Origin of the sequence: Hyphomicrobium sp. MC8b (genome assembly GCF_905067615.1) — a bacterium.
Taxonomy (GTDB): Bacteria; Pseudomonadota; Alphaproteobacteria; order Rhizobiales; family Hyphomicrobiaceae; genus Hyphomicrobium_B.
The window spans coordinates 3,555,294-3,574,485 of record NZ_LR898465.1; the positions used below are offsets into that span (position 1 = coordinate 3,555,294).

The window sequence follows — 19,192 nt, forward strand, 5'->3', positions numbered from 1 at the left end:
CTACTGCCCGTCGCCACCAATCACCGTCAAACTTGCGAGATATTGCGCGATCGGATCGAGATCGGCTGGCTGGGCTGCATTCATGAGATCTGACATGCCGGGATTGTTCGCCCGGCTGTGATCGCGAAAATCCGTCATCGTTTTTAGGAGATAAGCGGCCTGCTGACCGGCCAGCCGTGGCGTCGTGCTGTCACCCTGATACTGATCGAGATGGCACGACGTACAGCCAATGGAGCCAATCACGGTGAGCGCGTGCTTGGTGACGTCTTTCGACGGCGACGGCTGCTGAATGTTCGGCCACTTCAGGCCAGAGAAATGCGCGGCCAGCGCTTTCATGTCGTCCTTGCTGAGCCCCTCGGCGACTGCCGACATCTGATCGTTCTTGCGTGCACCCCTCTTGAAGTCGCGAAGCTGGATATAGAGGTAGCCCTGGTTCTGGCCCCAGATGACGGGGGTCGTCTTTTGCTGCGGGATGCCGTTTTCGCCGTGACATCCTGCACAAAGCTGAATTTTGTCAGCGATCTCGTCGGCAAATGCCGAATGACTGCCGGTCAAGATTGCGGCAACGAGCAACCCCAATCCAATTACTGCTTGCCGCATATCGAAACTCCCGGTCTTCGACGAGCGATTAAAATAAAATCGGAAAGGAGCATGCGCGCTCCTTTCCGACGTCCACATCATCAGTTGAGCGTGAAGGCAATGATGTTATTGCCGCGCTTGAAGTCAATCTGCGTGTTTCCGCCTGCGCCGACGACAATGTATTCCTTGCCGTCGAGCGAATACGCCGATGGCGGAGCATTGACGCCTGCGCCGCACTGGAACGACCATAGGATCTTGCCGCTCTCGGCGTTGTAGGCGCGGAACCAGCCGTTGGCTTCGCCGGTGAAAACGAGATCGCCTGCGGTTGCAAGTGCCCCGCCCATCATCGGCTCAGGTGTTTTGACCTGCCATTTGATTTTGCCGGTGTTGTAGTTGACCGCAGTGACGTTTCCGAACGAAGCCTCGGTCGGAATGACCTTAAAGGCGCCGCCAAGCCACAGCTTTCCATCGGGATAGGGGCTCGACTGGACCTGATACGTCATCGGCTGGTGCAAGTTGACGGCATAGGTCAGAGCGAGCTTCGGGTTGACCGCCATAGGCGACCACTCAACGCCACCGTTTGCGCCAGGAAGCATGCGCGCGCCTTCCGGTGTCGGCAAGGTCCACATGTTCTCCTGCGCGACCATCGGCTCAGAGAAGCGGATCAGGCTGCAATCCTTGCGGTTGTGAACATAGACAAAACCGGTCTTGCCGCCATGGATGACCCCCGGAACGACCTTGCCGTCCTTGTCCTTGACGTCGACCAAGATCGGCGGACTGACAGCGTCGAAGTCCCAAACGTCGTGCGGGATATACTGAAGGTGGCAGACGTATTTGCCGGTATCGAGATCGATCGATACGAGCGAGTCCGTGTAGAGATTGTCACCCGGACGCAGCGAACCGTCGAGGTCCGGCGACGGGTTGCCGACCACGAAGAACAAGCGATTGAGCTTGAGATCAACCGCCGGATTTTGCCAAACGCCGCCACCCAACGTCTTGTAGGGATCGCCAGTCTTGGCGAACTGAGCTTTCTCGGCTTCGATGTCGCGGTGCAGATCCTTGCCCGTGGCATCCTTCGTGGCCCAGACGCCGACCGTGTTTTCCGGCACGGTGTCGAAATTCCAAACCTGCTTGCCGTTTTTGGCATCATAAGCGCGGACGAAACCGCGGATGCCGTATTCGCCACCGTTGGTGCCGATGATGATCTTGCCGTTAACGGCTGTCGGCGCCATCGTTTCGCTATAGCCGTCTTCGGGATCGGCGATTTCCGTTTCCCAAACGAGGCTGCCGGTCTTGGCGTCGAGCGCGACGAGCTTGGCGTCAAGCGTCGCGAGGTAAACCTTGTCGTCGTAAACCGCGACACCGCGATTGTTCGGGCCGCAGCAATACGTCGTGATCGGCCCCATCTTGTGCTTGTAGTGCCAATATTGCTCGCCGGTCTTGGCGTTCAGCGCATAGACATGATCGAACGATGTCGTCACGTACATCACGTCGCCGACGATGATGGGCGTCGTCTCTAGCGACTCTTTTACGTCCATCTGAAAGATCCACGCCGGACGAAGCTTTGCGACGTTGCCGGTATTGATCTGTTTGCCGAGGTAATACCGTGTCTGGTCGTAATTGCCGTTGGTGTGGAGAAACTGCTTGGTATCTTTCGCAGCGTTCGACAATTCTTCCTGCGTGACCGCTCGCGCAGGAGCTCCTTTGATCGCCTCTTTAGATTTGTGCTCGATTTCCTGAGCGCCGACGGGAGCAAATGCGAAAACCGCAAGCGACGCTGCGAGCGCCGCCGCGGTCGCGCGGCTTTTTATACCGACCATGTTGTCCTCGCTTACTTGAAGTTCAAACCGGCCGCCAACACCGGAGGGGGGCGTCAGATCCGTTGTCTGACATTGGCATAGTGCACCCCCGATTTTTTCCCGGCAATAGGGTGAACACTTCTAAAGTATCAAATCCATTGCCGCTTTCCGCATTCCGAGACAACGTGGCGCGGAACTACAAAGGCAAAACGAGGACCAGCAAATACAAAATGAAATGTATGCGAATTGTCTTTCCCTGCTGCAATATCGGCGCGTTCTAACTTCGTATGGATTTAAGCGCCCATCGCCGTCCATTGGATGTCAGTTCGACGACGGAAAGCGGCGCAATATCAATATGCGCATATGAGATCGCTTGCGCCTCGATCGCGACGACAATCGCCGCGCGCATGACCGCCGGATGCGTCACGGCCAAAATGGGTCCCTCACGCTCCGAAATCGTCTGCATCCAGACCGACGTCCGCGCGATGAGCGCTTCAACTGTTTCGCCGCCATGAGGCGCAGAGCCTGGGTCGGAGAGCCAGCTTGCTAATGCGTCGGCGTCGGATAGAGCAACGCTACTCACGGTGCGGCCCGCCCAGTCGCCAAGTTCGATGTCCCTGAGCGCCGGGTCGATCCGGGGAGAAAGTCCTAAGACAGCGGCGGTCTCCAGCGCCCGCCGAGCGGGACTGGAGAAGACGATGGAGGCATTGCGAAATTCGCCGGCCATTGCGGCCGCGTCCTGTTGGCCAAAATCGTCGATTCCTTCGTCAAGAGGAAAGGCCGCGGCCCTCGCCGCGGTGGTCGAGGCGTTGGCAACAAAGGTCAGGCGTGGCGGCATCTTGGCTCAATGGCTTGCGTTGACAAATGCCCGGCCCGCCCTATGGTGAGACGTGCATCCTCACGGGTCGGAAGCCGGTGAAATTCCGGAACGGTCGCGCCACTGTAATCGTGGGTCGCTTCAAGCGTCCACCGAAAGTCAGACCCTCCTCGTGATCAGAGCACACCTTGAAACGGGACGCGTAATCCCATGGAGGCTCTTTAGAATGGCTCATTCTACTATCGTCGCACAATCTCTCGGCGCTCAAGGCGGCTTCGCTACGCCTATTCCGGTTCGCCAGATTCTCCCCTGGGCGATCTTCGCCGGGTTGCTGTTCCTCCTCGCCATGTATTTCATCGGCGTCGAAGAAGGCGCCATGGCGATCTTCAACGGAATGTACGTGCACGAGTATGTGCATGACGCCCGTCACCTTCTCGGCTTCCCCTGCCACTAACCGCGGCGGAGAATTTCAAATATGGGATCTCTTCTTGTGCGCGGCATGATTGCCGGGCTTCTCGCTGGTATTCTGGCTTTCGGCTTTGCGAAGGTTTTCGGCGAACCTCAGGTCGATCGGGCGATCGGCTTCGAAGAGCAAATGGCAAAAGCGAGCGGTGAACCGGAAGAACCGGAAATCGTCAGCCGCGCAGTGCAGGCGAGCTTCGGGCTGTTCACCGGCGTCGCCGTCGTCGGGACCGCGATGGGCGGTCTTTTTGCGCTGGCCTTTGCGTTCTTCAATGGCCGACTTCTCGTCGGCATGTCACCGCGGACCACGGCGATCATCATAGCGGCGCTTGGCTTTCTGGCGATCTACTTCATTCCAAACATCAAGTATCCGGCCAACCCACCTGCGGTCGGGGCACCGGAAACGATCGGCTACAGAACGCAGCTCTACTTCGGAATGATCGTCTTCTCTCTCGCCGCGTTGGCGATCGCGATCAGCGCTGGACGGCAGTTCTTCGCTCAGGTCGGCGGCTGGAACGCTATCCTGATCGGAGGCGGTGTCTATATTGCCCTAACGGCGCTTGCGGGCTATTTCCTACCGCCGATCAACGAAGTTCCAAATGATTTTCCTGCCGATCTGCTTTGGAAGTTCCGTGTGGTGTCGTTCGGCATTCAGGGCATCCTGTGGATGACGATTGGCATTATCTTTGGAATGCTGGTCGACAGATCGAACGAGAAAATCGCTCATTGAACGGCGCACGCGCCGCTCAAATACCGCCAGATCGCATTGCGCTTGCTGCTGCGATCTGACCTGCAATCGCCAAACATCCTGAAAAGGCTGTCTGCTAGTGGCACGCCACTCGCCTTGCATAGGTATCTGCAAACTCGACGACGGGACGGGCTTTTGCCTCGGCTGCGCGCGCACGGCCGCTGAAATCGGCGACTGGATGGCGATGAGCGAAGCTCAGCGCGACTCCGTCTGGGACCAGCTGCCAGAACGGCTCGCACAGCTCTCGGTGCGCGTTCGCGTGTTGCCGTGGGTTCGCGACGAGTTGATTAACTGGGTCCGCGACACCCTCGTTGCTCGGCAAGGCGCGTGGGTCGTCGGTGTGCCGGGCGCTGTCGCGGAGTTTCCCAGCGCCGATAACACACCGATTGATTTGCACGTCGAGGACGGCGTGATAACTGCGCGGCGTGCAGATGCCGCGTTTCGTATCGCGATCAACGACAAGGTTCGTGCTTTCGCGTTCACGGATGGCGGCCCGATTGTGCTCGGACTACCGAGAGGACGCGCCGCCATTCAATCTGGTTCGGCACTTCAAGCTGTTGGTCTGGATGCCGGCGCAATCGACGAGACGTATCGCGGCGACGAACTTTTCGATCTCGGAATTGGGCGCCGATATACCCGCTTCTGCGTTCGCACGCGGGACGAGACGCTGACATCTGCGCTATCGGATCATGATCGGCGGCATTGGTCGGACTTCATGCCGGTCATGCTCAATCAATTTGTCGCCGTGAGTCCGCATCGCGTCGTTGAAAGCGCTGCAGCGCGCATCGAAATCTTTTCCAGAATTCCAGGCTCCGGCGAGTCGTCACCCAATGGCGCGCATACCCATTTCCTTGCCGAGTTCCTGAAGTCCGGCGACGAGATCGCTCCAAGTCTGGCGCCGCCCGACTATGTTGGCCCAGTCGCGATCTTTTATCCTAATAAAACCTAGGCAAAACGCACTATCGCGCTTGGAAAGTCGCTCTTGTCCCCAGTTCATGACCGCAGCCGTCCGTTGCTGGGTTGAGAGCCTCGGCGCGCCGTAGTAGTGACGTTTTGTTGATTAGCCTGAGGGCTTCGATAACTTGAGAGGGGACGGGATGCGCAGCATCAGCCTTGGACTCGCCTTCGCCACAGCGGCAGCTTTGATTTCGGCTCCAGCCTCTGCAGACGAGCGATTGCAATCTTCGTTCACTGCGCTCGTCGGCAAAGGTTACGAAGTCAAATCCGTGACGCTCATTCCTCTCGAGGTCGCCAAGAGGGTCACGGAAAAGGTCAAGACCGATAACGTCGTCGTCACGTTACAGAAGCAGGAAACGGTTGCCGTCTGCTACATCGCGTTCGCGAATTGGGCATTCATGAACAAGGCGTCGCTCGATTCCGCGACGCTGTGCGAAGTCCGTTCTTCGCCGACCGAAGAGAGCGCACCGGCAGCCGCACCGAGCGAGCCGGCGGCACCTGCCGAAGCGACGACGCCTCCGGCCGAGGCGACAACGCCTGCCGCTCCGAGCACAAACCCTTAATTTCTAGCTGCTCTCGGCGGCCGAAGAGGCTTTGGCCAATTTCGCTTTCAGCCGAGGCATCGCAAAGTCGAGAAATGCCCGAAGCTTCAGCGGCAGCAGTCCGCTGCTGCCGTAAACGAGGCTGACCGGGACCTGGGGTGGCTCGAACCGCTCCAGCACGACCGTGAGCTTTCCCTCTGCAAGCGGTGCTTCGATCTGGTAGGAAAGCAGGCGCGTCAACCCAAGTCCGGCGACCGCCATGTCGACGGCAGATTCCGCCGTGTTGACGACGAGGCGGGAGTGAATGGCGGCAACCTGGGGCACGCCATTGTTCCAGAAGGTCCACGAACGCGACGACATCAGGCCTTCGAAGGTGACGCAATCGTGCGATTCGAGATCGTTCGGATCGGCAGGGGTTCCGCGTGCTTCGAGATAATCAGGGCTCGCGCAAACAACACGGCGAATCAATCCAACGCGGCTCGCAATCAGGCTGCTATCGGGGAGTTCGCCGATACGAAGCGCGACATCGACGTGCTCTTCGAGGATGTTCACGACACGGTCGGCCAACGTTAAGCGCACGTCGATATCGGGGTAAGCCTTCAAAAACGCGCCGACGATCGGCAGCACATGCAGGCGACCGAAAACGATCGGCGCCGTAATGACCAACTCACCGCGCGGCGCGCGATATTCGCCGGAGGCGGCGCGCTCGGCTTCGACGACGTCTTCCAAAATTCTGCGGCAGGCGGCGACGTACGATTGCCCGGCATCGGTCAGTTCCAATCGACGGCTGCCGCGATTCAAGAGCTTGGTGTGGAGATGGGCTTCGAGTTCGGACACCTTCCGGCTAACCGTTGCTAGCGGCATGCTGAGCCTGCGCGCTCCAGCCGAGAGGCTACCAGCGTCCGTTACGGCAAGAAGAACCGACATGGCGTCGAAGCGGTCCATTTTTGACTCTCATAATCCGGTAGGGTGGCTGCCAATATTGTCGACTATTTCGTGAAAATGAAAGGACCTAATTCAGGGGCGTCGGCCAATCCCGGCCCGAAGAGAGTAGGAGACGCCCATGTCCCGCATCCCGACCCCCGCCACCATTGCTGATGCTCCCGCCGCTGCACAGCCGCTCCTAGAGGCGGTGAATAAACAGCTCGGTACCGTTCCAAACATGTTTCGGCTGATCGCAACAAGCCCGGCCGCTCTGGAGGGGTACCTTAGTCTTTCGGGCGCGCTGGCAAAGGGCAAGCTGCCGCCGCAGACCCGCGAACGCATTGCGCTGGCCGTCGCAGAGTTCAACGGTTGCAGCTATTGCCTTTCAGCGCATACCTACCTTGGGCGGAACCTCGCCAAGCTCGACGACGCTGAAATCACGGCCAATCGCAATGGTGCCTCGAACGATCCGAAAGCCGATGCCGCCGTTCGCTTTGCGGTGAAAGTCGTGGAGGCGCGTGGACATGTGAGCGCCGCCGATCTGGCCGCTGTCAAGGCTGCTGGTTACGACGACGGTCAGGTCATTGAGATTGTTCAGCACGTCGCACTCAACGTGTGGACGAACTTCTTCAACGAGACGTTCAAGACCGATGTCGACTTTCCGGTCGTGACGCCCAGCAAAATCTCCGTTGCCTGAACGGTTTCCGAAACCCTGAAATCTATCGCCGCCGGACGCCTATGCGACGGCGGCGCTTCCTTTTTGGCGTTGTTAACTTAAATGATCCGTCGGCGAACGCGCATCAGAGACGATAGGCTGGCGGACTGTTACGGACGTGCCTTAGTCTCACCATTGCGCATCGTCATATCGGCGGGCGGTAACACATCAATTCTTCTGTCAGCGAGCAAACGTGATCATCGGAAACTTTTCTAGGACGCGCACGGCATCGGTAGGCGCGCTTATCGCGGCCTTCCTTTGCGCCAGCGCCGAAGCGAGCTTCGCGCACAGCGGCACGGCCGATGAGCAGCAGGCCTGCACGCCAGACGTGTTTCGACTTTGCTCGGCTCAGATCCCAAGCGAAACGCGCATCGTTGCCTGTCTGAACAAGAACATGGCAAAGCTCAGCCCTGCTTGCCGCGACGTGATGAAAGGCGACAAGCCCAAAGCGAATGCGCGCAAGAAGCACTAAGCCCGATCGCGACGCCAACCAATTCTTGTGAGGTTCAAGACCGTGCAACGAATATTTCGACTTGGAGCGATGCTGCTGGCCGGGCTTGCGGCGCCTGTCTTCGTGATTGCGAGCACGCACGGCGCGTCCGCTCACAGCGGAACTGCCGAAGAACAATCTGCCTGCACGCCCGACGTTCTGAGCCTCTGCTTTTGGCAGATCCCTAACGAAGATAAGATCGTCGCGTGCCTCAATAAGAATATCAATCGGCTCAGCCCCGAGTGCCGTAAGGTGATCGCGGGCGACGACGACGACAAAAAGAGCAGCAAGCGCTCAAAGAAATAAAACCGCCGCCAATTGCGTGACCGAGATCACGGAAATGGCGGCGTGATGGGCTGCCAAATCAGCAGGCGTGGCCGCGAGCGGCTGTCTTCGAGGGCGCTCTTTCGAGCTGAATAGCGTCGCAGACCGTCTCGACGATGCCCTGAGCGCACAGCCCGGCGCGCTGGTTCATCACTTCTGGCTTATCCTGATCGACGAATTCATCCGGCATCACTTTCGATCGGACTCTGAGACCGCGATCGAGCAAGCCGTTTTCAGCCAGATAATGGAGCACGTGGCTACCGAAGCCGCCAATCGAGCCTTCTTCGATGGTGATCAGCACGTCATGGTTTTCGGCGAGACGGCGGATAAGATCGGTGTCGAGCGGCTTCATGAAGCGCGCGTCAGCAACCGTGGCTGACAGACCCAGCGCAGCCAATTGATCGGCGGCCTTCAGTGTTTCCTGAAGGCGCGTCCCGAGCGAGAGAAGCGCAATCGTCGAGCCTTCGCGCAAAATGCGACCCTTGCCGATTTCGAGAGGAATGCCCGTCTCGGGAAGCGCCACCCCTGTACCTTCGCCGCGCGGATAACGGAACGCGCTTGGACGGTCGTCGATCGCTGCGGCAGTGGCGACCATGTGCTTGAGTTCGCATTCATCGGCCGGAGCCATGATGACCATGTTGGGCAGGCAGCCGAGATATGCGAGGTCGAACGATCCGGCATGCGTCGCGCCATCAGCGCCGACGAAACCAGCGCGGTCGATGGCGAAGCGCACCGGCAGGCTTTGCAGCGCGACGTCATGCACGACCTGGTCGTAGCCGCGCTGCAGGAACGTGGAATAGAGCGCGCAGAACGGCTTCATACCTTCAGTTGCGAGCCCGGCTGCGAATGTCACGGCGTGCTGCTCGGCGATGCCGACATCGAACGTGCGATCCGGGAATGCGCGGCCAAAAACATCGAGACCCGTGCCGTCCGGCATGGCCGCGGTGATGGCGACGATCTTGTCGTCCTTCTTAGCTTCGTCGATGAGGCTATCGGCGAACACGCGCGTGTATGACGGCGCCGAGGCCGGAGCTTTCGTCTGCACGCCGGTGACGACGTTGAACTTCGTCACGCCGTGATACTTGTCGGCGGAAGCTTCAGCCGGAGCGTAGCCCTTACCCTTTTTCGTCACGACGTGGACGAGGATCGGCCCCTGCTCGGCATCGCGGACGTTGCGCAAGATCGGCACGAGCTGGCTGAGATCATGACCGTCGATCGGGCCGATGTAGTAGAAACCCAGTTCTTCGAACCACGCGCCGCCGTGCCAGAGGCTGCGAGTATATTCTTCGACGCGCGCGGCGCGCTCTCCCCAGCTTTTCGGAAGGCGCTTGGCAAGCTGCTTCGCGAGATCGCGAACGTAGAGATAGGAATCGCTCGATGTCGTGCGGGCGAGATAGGACGACAACGCGCCTGTCGGCGGCGCAATCGACATCTCGTTGTCATTCAGGATAACAATCAGCCGTTCGCTGCGCGCGCCGGCATTGTTCATCGCCTCGTAGGCCATGCCCGCGCTCATTGCGCCATCGCCGATGACGCAAACGACGTTGTTCGTGCCGCCCGACATCTCGCGGGCAACGGCCATGCCGAGGCCAGCCGAAATGGACGTCGAGGAATGCGCGGCGCCAAACGGATCGTATTCGCTCTCGGTGCGCTTCGTGAAACCGGAAAGACCTCCAGGCTGGCGAAGCGTGCGAATGCGATCGCGGCGACCGGTGAGAATTTTGTGCGGATAAGACTGGTGGCTGACGTCCCAGATCAGACGGTCGCGCGGCGTATCGAAGAGGTAATGCAGAGCAACCGTCAACTCGACGACGCCAAGACCAGCACCCAAATGGCCACCCGTCTGCGAAACGGCTTCGATCAATTCCGTGCGAAGCTCGTCCGCGAGCTGCGGTAGTTCGCTTTCGGACAATTGCTTGAGATCGTCCGGCGTATCGACTTGATCCAAAAGCGGTGTTTTGGATGGCCGAGTGACCCTTGCATCCATGACCGAACTCCCCCAACTGCCGCTCGAGTCCCGAGCTCGATGGCAAATTATGAACCTATGACACGTCGCAAAAAATGGATCATACAGCGCAGAGTGGACTCTGCGGGGATGTGTTGCAGCCAAGCCTCACAAATTAGAAGGATGGCCGACTAAATACCGCCATTGTAACTGCCTAGGTCCTTATAGCCGAAACGCTGATAATGGCGGGGCTAAGGCATACATTGAAGATATCGAGGGAGGGGCAATGCTCCTGATCAGGAAATTGCAGGCGTTTGGGTTATCGTTGGCGGCATTTGTGATGGTATCCGTCGCGGCTGCGTCATTTACGACGGCGCAGGCGGCCGATTCTCCGGAAGCGACGATTGACGGCCTCAACACGGCACTTCTGGACACCATGAAGCAGGCTCAGTCCCTGGGCGTGCAAGGGCGCTATCAAGCGCTCGCACCGGTACTGTCGAAGATTTACGATACACCGCTGATGACGCGCTTGGCGGTGGGCCAAACGTGGGGATCTCTGCCTCCTGCACAGCAGGCGTCAATCATCGATTTGTTCCGGCGCATGATGATCGCGACCTACGCGAAGCGCTTCGATGGATTCTCGGGAGAAAGCTTCCGGATCGTCGAGATTTCCAACCGCGGCGCGGCTGACAAGATGGTCAAGACGCAGATCATCCAGAGCAACGGCAAGCCTGTGGCGATCAACTATCTCATGCGGAAATCGGGACCGGACTGGAAGATCGTCGACATCTATCTCGACGGCACCATCAGCGAACTGGCGAGCCGGCGCTCTGAGTTTTCATCCATCCTGAAGGCCGGCGGACCGGATGCGCTCATTGCGTCGCTGAAGAAGCAGGGCGACAAACTGCTCTCGGGCAGCTGAGAGAGATCACGCCTCTCGATAGCTCGGATATTTTGAGGGCGCCGTAGCAATCGGCGCCCTTAATTTTTTTTGACAGGGTGAAAGCCGCTATAGGAGCCCACGTCGGCGGATCAAGCCCATAGCTTCACGGATCTCGTGGCACGTAAACAGGGCGCTCATAGCGGCCATCGTGCCATGCCCGAATCATTCGTGCGATGGCAAATCGTCTGACTGTACGGATTTCGAGATCGCGACGCGCGGCGTCACGATCGACCGCCGATTATTCTTCGGCAGGCGATTTTTGCTCTTCGGCCGGAGACGGCTGTTCTTGCGCCGGAGACATTTCTTCGGCGGGAGACGCCTGCTCCTCGGCTGGCGACGCCTGAACGGCGGTCGGCGGTCCGACAACGACGAACGGCCTGCGGTCGGCGGTACGCGTCATCTTTGGAACGTCGGTGACCCGGCGGCGATCTTCGAGCATCATCGGCGATGAGACGAGTTCCGTCACCGGTTCGATCGCATTGGGATCGCGGACCGGCGGGTTGGTGCTCGTCAGGACGCTCGTGTTTATGGCTTCATCTAGGTCGGCCTGCCGCTTCTGCTGACTGACACTGCGAAGCATCGAATAGAAATCGATCGAGCTGTCTTCCAGCGTCTTCATGTCCTCAGCCTTGCTGAGGTTCGAGAGCGGGCTGGTCACGGTTCCGGCGAGATCAACCCGGCTTGCGAGGGTCGCGAATTTCGTCGGGATCAAAGCCGCAGCAGGTAAGGACGCACCGAATTCAACCCCACTGCCGATCGCATCTCGCACCGTCGTCGGACCCAGAACGGGGAGATAGACATAGGCGCTGTCGCGATACCCCCAGACGTACATCGTCTGGCCGAAGTCACCCGATTGATGCGTCATGCCCTGTTCAGCCGCGACATCGAACAGGCCACCCAGGCCCAATGTCGAGTTCAGCGCGAAACGCCCAAGCGTCGTCACCGCGGCCCCAGGGCGAAGCTGCAGCACGTTGTTGGCAAACGTCATCGGCTCGGAAAGGTTCGTCGTGAACGCATCAATGCGATCACGGACGCTTTCCGGTACGTTGTTGTTATAAGCTTCCGCCGCCGGATAAAGAACGTTGTGGTTGAAGTCCTGGCTATTGTCGAACATCTGGCGGTTGAACGCCTCGTTCGGATCAGACACCGGCTTCGGTGTGGTGTCGTCGCCAGTGGCGGCAAGATGCTGGGGCTCCAGCGCAGGCGGTGACGTGCTGGCGCAAGCCGAAAGGCCCACACCAACGAAAACGCAGCCGACCCAATTTAGGATGGCGCTGACTTTCACGTCCCGATATTCCCCCTGCTTGGCCCCACCAGCCGAGCAATTCCAGATCTACCGTAATCGCGCACGAGGCGCTAGCCTTCCTGCCACTGCCGACAGGCTTGCTCCCAACTCAAACCAGAAAGTAACGTCCGAATGACGTCCTGTCTGTGGCTTGTATGCACCCTCATTGCCTTAATCGGCTGCGTCTACGCCCTGTTTGCGACTTTTTTGGTGGCACGATTTGCCCGTGAACCCAAGCCTAAACTGGAACGCTTCGAAAATGTCACGCTGATAAAGCCGCTCTACGGTGCAGAAACCGGCCTTGACGTGAGTCTCGCCTCCTTTTGCGCGCAGAATTACCCCAGCGATCTGCAAATGCTGTGCGGGGTCCAGGACCCGGCGGACGCGGCCATCGCAGTTGTCCACAGTTTGCAACGGCGGTTCCCGTCGCGCGACCTTGAACTGGTCGTCGGCAAGCGACGCGGCGGGGGAAATCCGAAAGTCGAAAACATCGCCGACATGTTTCCGGCTGCGAAGCATGATTTTCTTATTCTCAGCGACAGCGACATGCGGGTCGCTCCCGACTATGCGCAGCACGTTTCTGCGATCTTGCAGCAACCCGGAGTTGGGCTCGTCACGTGTCTCTACCGTGGCACGGCGCTCACAGGCTTTTGGTCGCGGATGGCAGCCTCGGCCGTCGATCAGCACTTTCTTCCGAGTGTGCTTGTCGGCCTCGCCGTTGGACTGGCAAAGCCCTGTTTCGGTTCAACGATCGCGCTGAGGCGACGCACGCTTGAACGAATCGGCGGCTTCGAGGCTTTCGCTGATACTCTTGCTGATGATTACGCGATGGGGGACGCCGTCCGCCGTCTCGGTCTGAAGGTCGAAATTGCCCCGTTCACGGTCGGGCATACGTTTTCGGAAGCGTCGTTTAAAGAGCTTTGGGCGCATGAACTCCGTTGGGCGCGGACGATTCGTCTTGTCGACCCCATGGGGTACGCAGGATCCATCGTGACGCATCCCCTGCCTTTTGCACTGGCAGCGTTGCCGCTCAGTGGCTTCAGCGCCATAGCGTGGATGATCCTCGCAGGAACGCTTGCCTGCCGCCTTTTTGTTCCGATACAAGTTGAGAAGTTGGCGGGTGGGGGCAAGAGCACGTGGTGGCTCAGTCCGCTGAGGGATCTGCTGAGCTTCGCGGTGTTCGTCGCGAGCTTCATGCCCGGAGCCGTCAACTGGAGAGGCCGTCGCTATAGCGTCGGCTCCGATGGAACCGTCACGCCGATATGAAAGGCGCCAAGATGCGCACACTCTTCCTGCAGGCCCCTTCGTTCGATGGCTTCGACGGCGGAGCCGGTTCGCGCTATCAGGCGCGCCGAGAGATCCAATCGTTCTGGTATCCGACCTGGCTGGCGCAGCCCGCCGCGCTCGTCGAGAACTCCAAGCTGATCGATGCGCCGCCTCACCGCACAAGTCTTCAGGACGTGCTCAGCCAAGTTCGCGATTACGATCTAGCGGTGCTGCACACTTCGACGCCATCATTCGATTCCGACGTCAAGGTCATCGAGGCAATGAAGGCGACGAACCCGAACCTCAAGGTTGGGTTGATCGGCGCTAAGGTCGCGGTTCAATTCGATGAGAGCTTGAAGGACGCGCCGATCGTCGACTTCGTGGCGCGTAACGAGTTCGACTTCACCATCAAAGACGTCGCCGACGGCAAGGCCTGGAGCGACATCAAGGGCCTGTCTTATCGCAACCCCCAGGGCGTGATCGTGCACAACGAAGACCGCCCCGTGATGCACGACATGGACACGCTTCCCTTCGTTACGCCGGTCTACAAACGCGACCTCGTGATGGAGAATTACTTCATCGGCTATCTCAAGCATCCGTACATCTCGTTCTACACGGGTCGCGGCTGCAAAAGCCGCTGCACGTTCTGCCTGTGGCCACAAACGGTCGGCGGCCATCGCTACCGGACCCGCTCCGTTGGGCACGTCATCGAGGAAGTGAAATACATCCTCAAGGCGTTCCCGCAGATGAAAGAGCTGATGTTCGACGACGACACCTTCACCGACGACCTGCCGCGCGCGGAAGCGATTGCGAAGGAACTCGGCAAGCTCGGCGTTACGTGGTCGTGCAATGCCAAGGCAAACGTGCCGCGCGAAACGCTGAAAGTGCTGAAGGACAACGGCCTGCGTTTGCTTCTCGTTGGCTACGAGAGCGGCAATCAGCAGATCCTGCACAACATCAAAAAGGGTATGCGGGTCGAAGTTGCCGAGCGGTTCACCAAAGACTGCCACGAGCTTGGCATTAAGATCCACGGCACCTTCATCCTCGGTCTTCCGGGCGAGTCGAAAGAAACGATCCAGGAGACCATCAAGTTCGCGACGCGGATCAATCCACATACGATCCAGGTCTCGTTGGCAGCGCCCTATCCGGGGACGTTCCTTTACAAGCAGGCGTCCGAGAACGGTTGGCTCGATGTCGACAACGCCGAACTCATCAACGACAACGGCATCCAGATCGCACCGCTGCACTATCCCGGCCTGTCGCACACCGAAATCTTCAACTCGGTCGAGGACTTCTATCGCAAGTTCTACTTCCGGGTGCCGAAGATCGCCGCGATCGTCGGAGAGATGGTGACACAGCCCGACATGATGAAGCGCCGCCTTCGCGAGGGCGTGGAATTCTTCCAGTTCCTGCGCGAGCGCCGCAGCGCCGCCGCTTAGAGCTCACTTAAGGCTCAATGGCCTCTGGAATTTTGTTGTCCTGAGGGCTCGCTACCGTACGTGGCGGGCCCATTAATATGGGCTGGAATAGAACGGCAGCCGCGAGCGTCGTCACCAGCGAAAGGGCGAGCAATTCGCCCATGCTTGACGTGCCGGGATGGCTTGAAAAGAACAGACTCCCGAACGCCACCGCCGTCGTCATCGCGCTGAACATGACTGCGCGCGTCAACGGCGACGCAAGCAGGCTCGTTTCACCCGCGCGCCACGCCAGCACATAATAAATCTTGAACGCCACTCCGACGCCGAGCAGCACCGGCAGCGCGATGATATTTGCGAAATTGAGCGGCAGTTTCAGCAGCACGCAAAGCTCCAGCGTTACGACACCTGCGAGCAGCAGCGGCACGAGCGTCAGCAGCACGTCCGTCACCCGGCGCAGCGCCACGAACAGAATGATCGTGATCGAAACGAACGCCAGCAGCCCCGCCTGAATGAAGGCACGAACGACCGTCTTCGCCGATTCCTGGATCAGGATCGGGACGCCAGTTGCGTTCGGATCGACGGCGAGAACAGCAGACGCGAAGCGGCGCAAATTGGCGTTGTCGTTGCCGTCTCCCTTGGGGCCGACCTCGACGCGGGCACGGCCATCGGCTGTCACCCAGTCGGCGACGATTTCGGGCGGCAGGTTTTTCAACGTAATCGGCTCCGCTTTAAGAGCGGCGCGGATCTGTGTCAGGCGCAATTTCATGCCGTCGAGCAATGCGGTGCCGATCTTGGCGCGGACATCAGGGGTTGCGTCAGCGAGCTTGCGCAGCGTGCTTGCCATGTGCGCAGCGAGCGGCGAAGCGCCGGGCAATTTGCTGACGTCCTCGAAGTCTTTGGCAGTATCGAGAAGCGTCTGCCTCGTGTCCGCGTCTGTCGGGACGTCCGCGACCTCGTCCGGCTCGATTGTCGGGCCGATCAAATCGTAGCAATCGCGGATGAGCGCCAGCTTTTCATCCTGATGATCGGGAACGAAGCTTGCGAGCGTTACGGTGCGATCGACCTCGGGCAGCTTGTCGAGCTTCGTCGCGAGTTTTTCGGCGTCGGCGAGGTTCGGTGTCAGAATTTCGATCGTGTTCGGCGCGGTGTTCGGATCGCGCATCAGGTCATTGAAGGTCGAGACGGATTCGACTTTTTGGCTGCGCAGATTGATCGGATTGAAGTCGAATTCGAGCTTTGCGAGCAGCGGTAATCCAGCCATCACGCCAATTGCCGTGAGCGCAAGAATGATCTTGCGATGCCGGGCCATGAAGCGATCGACCGGCTGCAGCGAGCGGTAGCCGACATCGTGCAACTCACCGGGTGGGTTCAACACCTCCAGAAGCGCCGGAAGCAGCGTTATGCTGGTTAAAAACGCGACGATCATGCCGCTACCGGCGATGAGACCTAGTTCGGAAACGCCGACGTAATCGGTCGGCAAGAAGGCATAAAATCCAGCGGTTGTGGCCGCGGCAGCGAGCGCCAAGGGCTTGCCGGCATTGCGTCCTGCCGCAACAAGCGACTCGCGCAGACCCTGGCGGCTATAGCGCTCATGCCGATAGCGAACGGCATATTGGATGCCGAAATCGACGCCGATGCCGACGAACAAAACCGCAAAAGCAACCGAGATGAGATTCAGCGCGCCGACGAGATAGAGACCCAGCGCCGCTGTAATTGCGAGGCCGGAAAACAGGCCGACAAGCACGGCAAAGATGATCTTGCCGGATCGCAACGCCAGCCAAAGAATGACCAGCACAGCAGCAATGGTAAGCGTAGTATTGAGTGCTGCGCCTTCCGCGACCGTGCCGAACTCCTCATCCGCCATCGGGACTGAGCCGGTGAGACGGACCCGAACGCCATTCTCAGGGGTCAACCCCAGCTGTTTGGCCGTAGCGCGAATGAGATCGGTCGCTTCGGCACCGGGTTCGAGATCGGAATAATTCAAAACCGGTTTTACTTCGAGGAAGCGGCGTAGCTCCGACGGGCTCGGCGCGCCGCCAGTCAGCAACTGCCCCCATGAAAAGTACGTCGGCTTGCCGGTCAGCATGCCGTCCATGGCATTGGCCATCACACCCAAAGGCTTCTCGAAATCGATCCACTTCGCCCGATCTTCTTTGATGCCGAGCGGGACGAGCGCCAATGCTTTCGCCAAGCCATTGAGGGTCGGATCAGCCGATAGCGTGCCGAGCACCGGCTGTGCCTTGATGAGGCCTGCCGTGATGTCTTGTACCTCGGGCAGCGACAGATAGAGCAAGCCGTTCTTGTCGAAGAACGGTCCGCCATCGCGTCGGCGTACGATCTGGAACGGGTCCGGCTTTGATTTGCTGAGAGCGGCTGCGAGCTCGGCGGCGGCGCTCTCTGTCAGCTCCGGCGTTTTACCGTCGATGACTATATCGATCGTGTCGGTGTGCTGGGAAAACGCCGCGTCGAACTGACGTTCGCGCTTACGCCAATCAAGCTCTGGCGAAATCAGCTGACTCGTGTCGGTGGTAATCGCAAAATTATTGACGACGTAATAAATCGCGCCCGCAGAGACAGCGAGGCCAAGCAAAATCGTCAGCCACGACAGCCGCACCGAGGCTGCAACAATGCCCGCAACGACGCGCTCGATCATGCTTCGAGCACCGTCACGTTTGGGCGGCATTGCGAAGTGTCGTGTTTGGCCATTCTGCGGCGGCTCTTCCTATTCGTAAGCAAAGGGCATCCCTCCCAACCACTGCACTCCGGACGGCCGTCATGTCGAGCCGCTAGGGTGAGGAGCATGCGATCTGTGTTGCTTTTGAGACACGTCATACCGCCAGCGTGAATGGCGCGACGCTGGCTTTGCTGCCCCGCACAGCGTTCGCGCGTAATGTCAGAAGTATTAGAGGGTGGGCACGTCAAAGTTATCAGTCTTTGACGTACGGATTTAAGGCTGAAGCCCGCAACGGCGATGCCCGGTTGGCAGAAAACGGGGGGTTTCTGCATGAAAGTGATTCTGGCACAGCCCCGGGGATTTTGCGCAGGCGTCGTTCGTGCGATCGACACCGTCGAGCGCGCACTTGCTCATCGTGATGGGCCTGTTTATGTGCGCCACGAAATCGTCCACAACCGGCACGTCGTCGAAGATTTGAAGGCCAAGGGCGCCCGTTTTGTCGAGGACCTAGCGGACGTGCCGAACGGCTCCGTCACGATCTTCAGTGCTCACGGCGTTTCCCATTCCGTCGAGGACGAGGCGCGCCTTCGTCGTCTTAATGTCGTCGATGCGACCTGCCCCCTCGTCTCGAAGGTCCATAAGCAGGGCCAGCGCTATTCGTCACTGGGCAGAACGATCATCCTGATCGGGCATGCTGGGCACGTCGAGATCGAAGGGACATTGGGGCGCATCTCCGGTCCCGTTTACCTTGTGGAAAACGGCGAGGATGTCGCGAAACTCGATATTCCGGATGATACCCCCGTCGCCTACATCACCCAGACGACGCTCAGCGTCGATGATACCCGGTCGACGATCGAGGCCGTCAAAAAGCGGTTCACGGACGTAATTGGGCCGGAAACGCGTGACATCTGCTATGCCACGCAAAATCGGCAGACGGCAGTGCGGGACCTTTGCCGGCATGTCGAGCTTTTGCTGGTGGTCGGGGCGAGCAACAGCTCGAACTCGAACCGCCTGAGGGAAATCGGGTCGGAATGTGGGGTTCCAAGTTATCTCGTCGCCGACGGCAGCGAAGTCGATTTGGCTTGGCTCGCCGGAGTTGCGACGGTCGGCGTAACTGCGGGTGCCTCGGCGCCTGACGTCCTTGTCCAGGACGTATTAGCTGCGATAGGTAAGGCGGGGCCAATCGAAATCGAGACGCTTGACGGCGTCGAAGAAAAGATAACCTTCCGCCTGCCGCCTGAATTGCTCGAAGCATCATGACCGGGACGCCTGCTGGTTCGAGCCTCACTAGAAGGAGCCCGTTG

Annotated in this window: 18 protein-coding genes and 1 riboswitch; of the genes, 11 read left to right on the top strand and 7 right to left on the bottom strand. The window is 59.2% G+C overall.

Annotated features, from left to right (window positions below; genetic code table 11):
• The 3 genes from ACLB1Z_RS17160 to ACLB1Z_RS17170 all read right to left on the bottom strand — a co-directional run bounded on the left by ACLB1Z_RS17160 (window position 1) and on the right by ACLB1Z_RS17170 (window position 3,105).
• On the bottom strand, window positions 1-600 hold the full coding sequence (locus ACLB1Z_RS17160) for a c-type cytochrome (RefSeq protein ID WP_409560931.1): 600 nt from the start codon (window positions 598-600) through the stop codon (window positions 1-3).
• A gap of 80 nt (window positions 601-680) precedes the next feature.
• On the bottom strand, window positions 681-2,399 hold the full coding sequence (locus tag ACLB1Z_RS17165; protein ID WP_409560932.1) for a pyrroloquinoline quinone-dependent dehydrogenase: 1,719 nt from the start codon (window positions 2,397-2,399) through the stop codon (window positions 681-683).
• Between the two features lie 256 nt (window positions 2,400-2,655).
• Complete coding sequence (locus ACLB1Z_RS17170; protein ID WP_409560933.1) at window positions 2,656-3,105, bottom strand: histidine phosphatase family protein; 450 nt, start codon at window positions 3,103-3,105, stop codon at window positions 2,656-2,658.
• 180 nt (window positions 3,106-3,285) lie between these two features.
• Window positions 3,286-3,360: riboswitch (cobalamin riboswitch) on the top strand.
• A 61-nt stretch (window positions 3,361-3,421) separates the two neighbouring features.
• Between ACLB1Z_RS17170 and ACLB1Z_RS17175 the strand changes: the two genes are divergently transcribed.
• From ACLB1Z_RS17175 to ACLB1Z_RS17190, 4 genes are all read left to right on the top strand, one after another.
• A complete protein-coding gene (locus ACLB1Z_RS17175) occupies window positions 3,422-3,649 on the top strand; it encodes a CbtB-domain containing protein (RefSeq protein ID WP_409560934.1) in 228 nt (75 codons plus the stop codon).
• Window positions 3,650-3,670: 21 nt separating this feature from the next.
• Window positions 3,671-4,387, top strand: coding sequence for a CbtA family protein (locus ACLB1Z_RS17180; RefSeq protein WP_409560935.1), 717 nt, complete (start codon window positions 3,671-3,673; stop codon window positions 4,385-4,387).
• A 97-nt stretch (window positions 4,388-4,484) separates the two neighbouring features.
• Entirely contained in the window at window positions 4,485-5,354 is an 870-nt protein-coding gene (locus ACLB1Z_RS17185) for a DUF1289 domain-containing protein (protein ID WP_409560936.1), read from the top strand.
• 148 nt (window positions 5,355-5,502) lie between these two features.
• Window positions 5,503-5,925, top strand: a complete 423-nt coding sequence (locus ACLB1Z_RS17190) for a hypothetical protein (protein WP_409560937.1) — start codon at window positions 5,503-5,505, stop codon at window positions 5,923-5,925.
• Between the two features lie 3 nt (window positions 5,926-5,928).
• Here the strand turns inward: ACLB1Z_RS17190 and ACLB1Z_RS17195 are convergent, their stop codons facing one another.
• Entirely contained in the window at window positions 5,929-6,849 is a 921-nt protein-coding gene (locus ACLB1Z_RS17195) for a LysR family transcriptional regulator (protein WP_409560938.1), read from the bottom strand.
• Between the two features lie 118 nt (window positions 6,850-6,967).
• Between ACLB1Z_RS17195 and ACLB1Z_RS17200 the strand changes: the two genes are divergently transcribed.
• The 3 genes from ACLB1Z_RS17200 to ACLB1Z_RS17210 all read left to right on the top strand — a co-directional run bounded on the left by ACLB1Z_RS17200 (window position 6,968) and on the right by ACLB1Z_RS17210 (window position 8,339).
• Window positions 6,968-7,525, top strand: a complete 558-nt coding sequence (locus ACLB1Z_RS17200) for a carboxymuconolactone decarboxylase family protein (protein ID WP_409560939.1) — start codon at window positions 6,968-6,970, stop codon at window positions 7,523-7,525.
• Window positions 7,526-7,736: 211 nt separating this feature from the next.
• A complete protein-coding gene (locus tag ACLB1Z_RS17205; RefSeq protein ID WP_409560940.1) occupies window positions 7,737-8,015 on the top strand; it encodes a hypothetical protein in 279 nt (92 codons plus the stop codon).
• A gap of 42 nt (window positions 8,016-8,057) precedes the next feature.
• Complete coding sequence (locus ACLB1Z_RS17210) at window positions 8,058-8,339, top strand: hypothetical protein (protein WP_409560941.1); 282 nt, start codon at window positions 8,058-8,060, stop codon at window positions 8,337-8,339.
• A 58-nt stretch (window positions 8,340-8,397) separates the two neighbouring features.
• On the opposite strand, the gene dxs is transcribed toward ACLB1Z_RS17210, so the two are convergent.
• Window positions 8,398-10,344, bottom strand: coding sequence for a 1-deoxy-D-xylulose-5-phosphate synthase (dxs, locus tag ACLB1Z_RS17215; RefSeq protein ID WP_409560942.1), 1,947 nt, complete (start codon window positions 10,342-10,344; stop codon window positions 8,398-8,400).
• Window positions 10,345-10,588: 244 nt separating this feature from the next.
• Here dxs and ACLB1Z_RS17220 point away from each other — a divergent pair, with 244 nt between their 5' ends.
• On the top strand, window positions 10,589-11,224 hold the full coding sequence (locus tag ACLB1Z_RS17220; protein ID WP_409560943.1) for an ABC transporter substrate-binding protein: 636 nt from the start codon (window positions 10,589-10,591) through the stop codon (window positions 11,222-11,224).
• A gap of 259 nt (window positions 11,225-11,483) precedes the next feature.
• Here ACLB1Z_RS17220 and ACLB1Z_RS17225 read toward each other — a convergent pair whose 3' ends face one another.
• Window positions 11,484-12,530: a VacJ family lipoprotein gene (locus tag ACLB1Z_RS17225; RefSeq protein ID WP_409560944.1), complete on the bottom strand. Its 1,047-nt coding sequence runs from the start codon at window positions 12,528-12,530 to the stop codon at window positions 11,484-11,486.
• Between the two features lie 132 nt (window positions 12,531-12,662).
• Here ACLB1Z_RS17225 and hpnI point away from each other — a divergent pair, with 132 nt between their 5' ends.
• Window positions 12,663-13,796, top strand: coding sequence for a bacteriohopanetetrol glucosamine biosynthesis glycosyltransferase HpnI (hpnI, locus tag ACLB1Z_RS17230; protein WP_409560945.1), 1,134 nt, complete (start codon window positions 12,663-12,665; stop codon window positions 13,794-13,796).
• An 11-nt stretch (window positions 13,797-13,807) separates the two neighbouring features.
• A complete protein-coding gene (hpnJ, locus tag ACLB1Z_RS17235; RefSeq protein ID WP_409560946.1) occupies window positions 13,808-15,235 on the top strand; it encodes a hopanoid biosynthesis associated radical SAM protein HpnJ in 1,428 nt (475 codons plus the stop codon).
• Between the two features lie 7 nt (window positions 15,236-15,242).
• Here the strand turns inward: hpnJ and ACLB1Z_RS17240 are convergent, their stop codons facing one another.
• On the bottom strand, window positions 15,243-17,867 hold the full coding sequence (locus tag ACLB1Z_RS17240) for an MMPL family transporter (RefSeq protein WP_409563298.1): 2,625 nt from the start codon (window positions 17,865-17,867) through the stop codon (window positions 15,243-15,245).
• A 351-nt stretch (window positions 17,868-18,218) separates the two neighbouring features.
• Between ACLB1Z_RS17240 and ispH the strand changes: the two genes are divergently transcribed.
• Window positions 18,219-19,148, top strand: a complete 930-nt coding sequence (ispH, locus tag ACLB1Z_RS17245; RefSeq protein WP_409560947.1) for a 4-hydroxy-3-methylbut-2-enyl diphosphate reductase — start codon at window positions 18,219-18,221, stop codon at window positions 19,146-19,148.
• The last annotated feature ends 44 nt before the right edge of the window (window positions 19,149-19,192 follow it).

Coding starts and splice junctions, on each gene's coding strand:
- ACLB1Z_RS17180 (WP_409560935.1), top strand. CDS start 3,671: ATGGGATCTCTTCTTGTGCGCGGCATGATTGCCGGGCTTCTCGCTGGT.
- ACLB1Z_RS17240 (WP_409563298.1), bottom strand. CDS start 17,867: ATGATCGAGCGCGTCGTTGCGGGCATTGTTGCAGCCTCGGTGCGGCTG.
- hpnI (WP_409560945.1), top strand. CDS start 12,663: ATGACGTCCTGTCTGTGGCTTGTATGCACCCTCATTGCCTTAATCGGC.
- ACLB1Z_RS17170 (WP_409560933.1), bottom strand. CDS start 3,105: ATGGCCGGCGAATTTCGCAATGCCTCCATCGTCTTCTCCAGTCCCGCT.
- ACLB1Z_RS17165 (WP_409560932.1), bottom strand. CDS start 2,399: ATGGTCGGTATAAAAAGCCGCGCGACCGCGGCGGCGCTCGCAGCGTCG.
- ACLB1Z_RS17190 (WP_409560937.1), top strand. CDS start 5,503: ATGCGCAGCATCAGCCTTGGACTCGCCTTCGCCACAGCGGCAGCTTTG.
- ispH (WP_409560947.1), top strand. CDS start 18,219: ATGAAAGTGATTCTGGCACAGCCCCGGGGATTTTGCGCAGGCGTCGTT.
- ACLB1Z_RS17195 (WP_409560938.1), bottom strand. CDS start 6,849: ATGGACCGCTTCGACGCCATGTCGGTTCTTCTTGCCGTAACGGACGCT.
- ACLB1Z_RS17220 (WP_409560943.1), top strand. CDS start 10,589: ATGCTCCTGATCAGGAAATTGCAGGCGTTTGGGTTATCGTTGGCGGCA.
- ACLB1Z_RS17200 (WP_409560939.1), top strand. CDS start 6,968: ATGTCCCGCATCCCGACCCCCGCCACCATTGCTGATGCTCCCGCCGCT.
- ACLB1Z_RS17160 (WP_409560931.1), bottom strand. CDS start 600: ATGCGGCAAGCAGTAATTGGATTGGGGTTGCTCGTTGCCGCAATCTTG.
- hpnJ (WP_409560946.1), top strand. CDS start 13,808: ATGCGCACACTCTTCCTGCAGGCCCCTTCGTTCGATGGCTTCGACGGC.
- ACLB1Z_RS17175 (WP_409560934.1), top strand. CDS start 3,422: ATGGCTCATTCTACTATCGTCGCACAATCTCTCGGCGCTCAAGGCGGC.
- dxs (WP_409560942.1), bottom strand. CDS start 10,344: ATGGATGCAAGGGTCACTCGGCCATCCAAAACACCGCTTTTGGATCAA.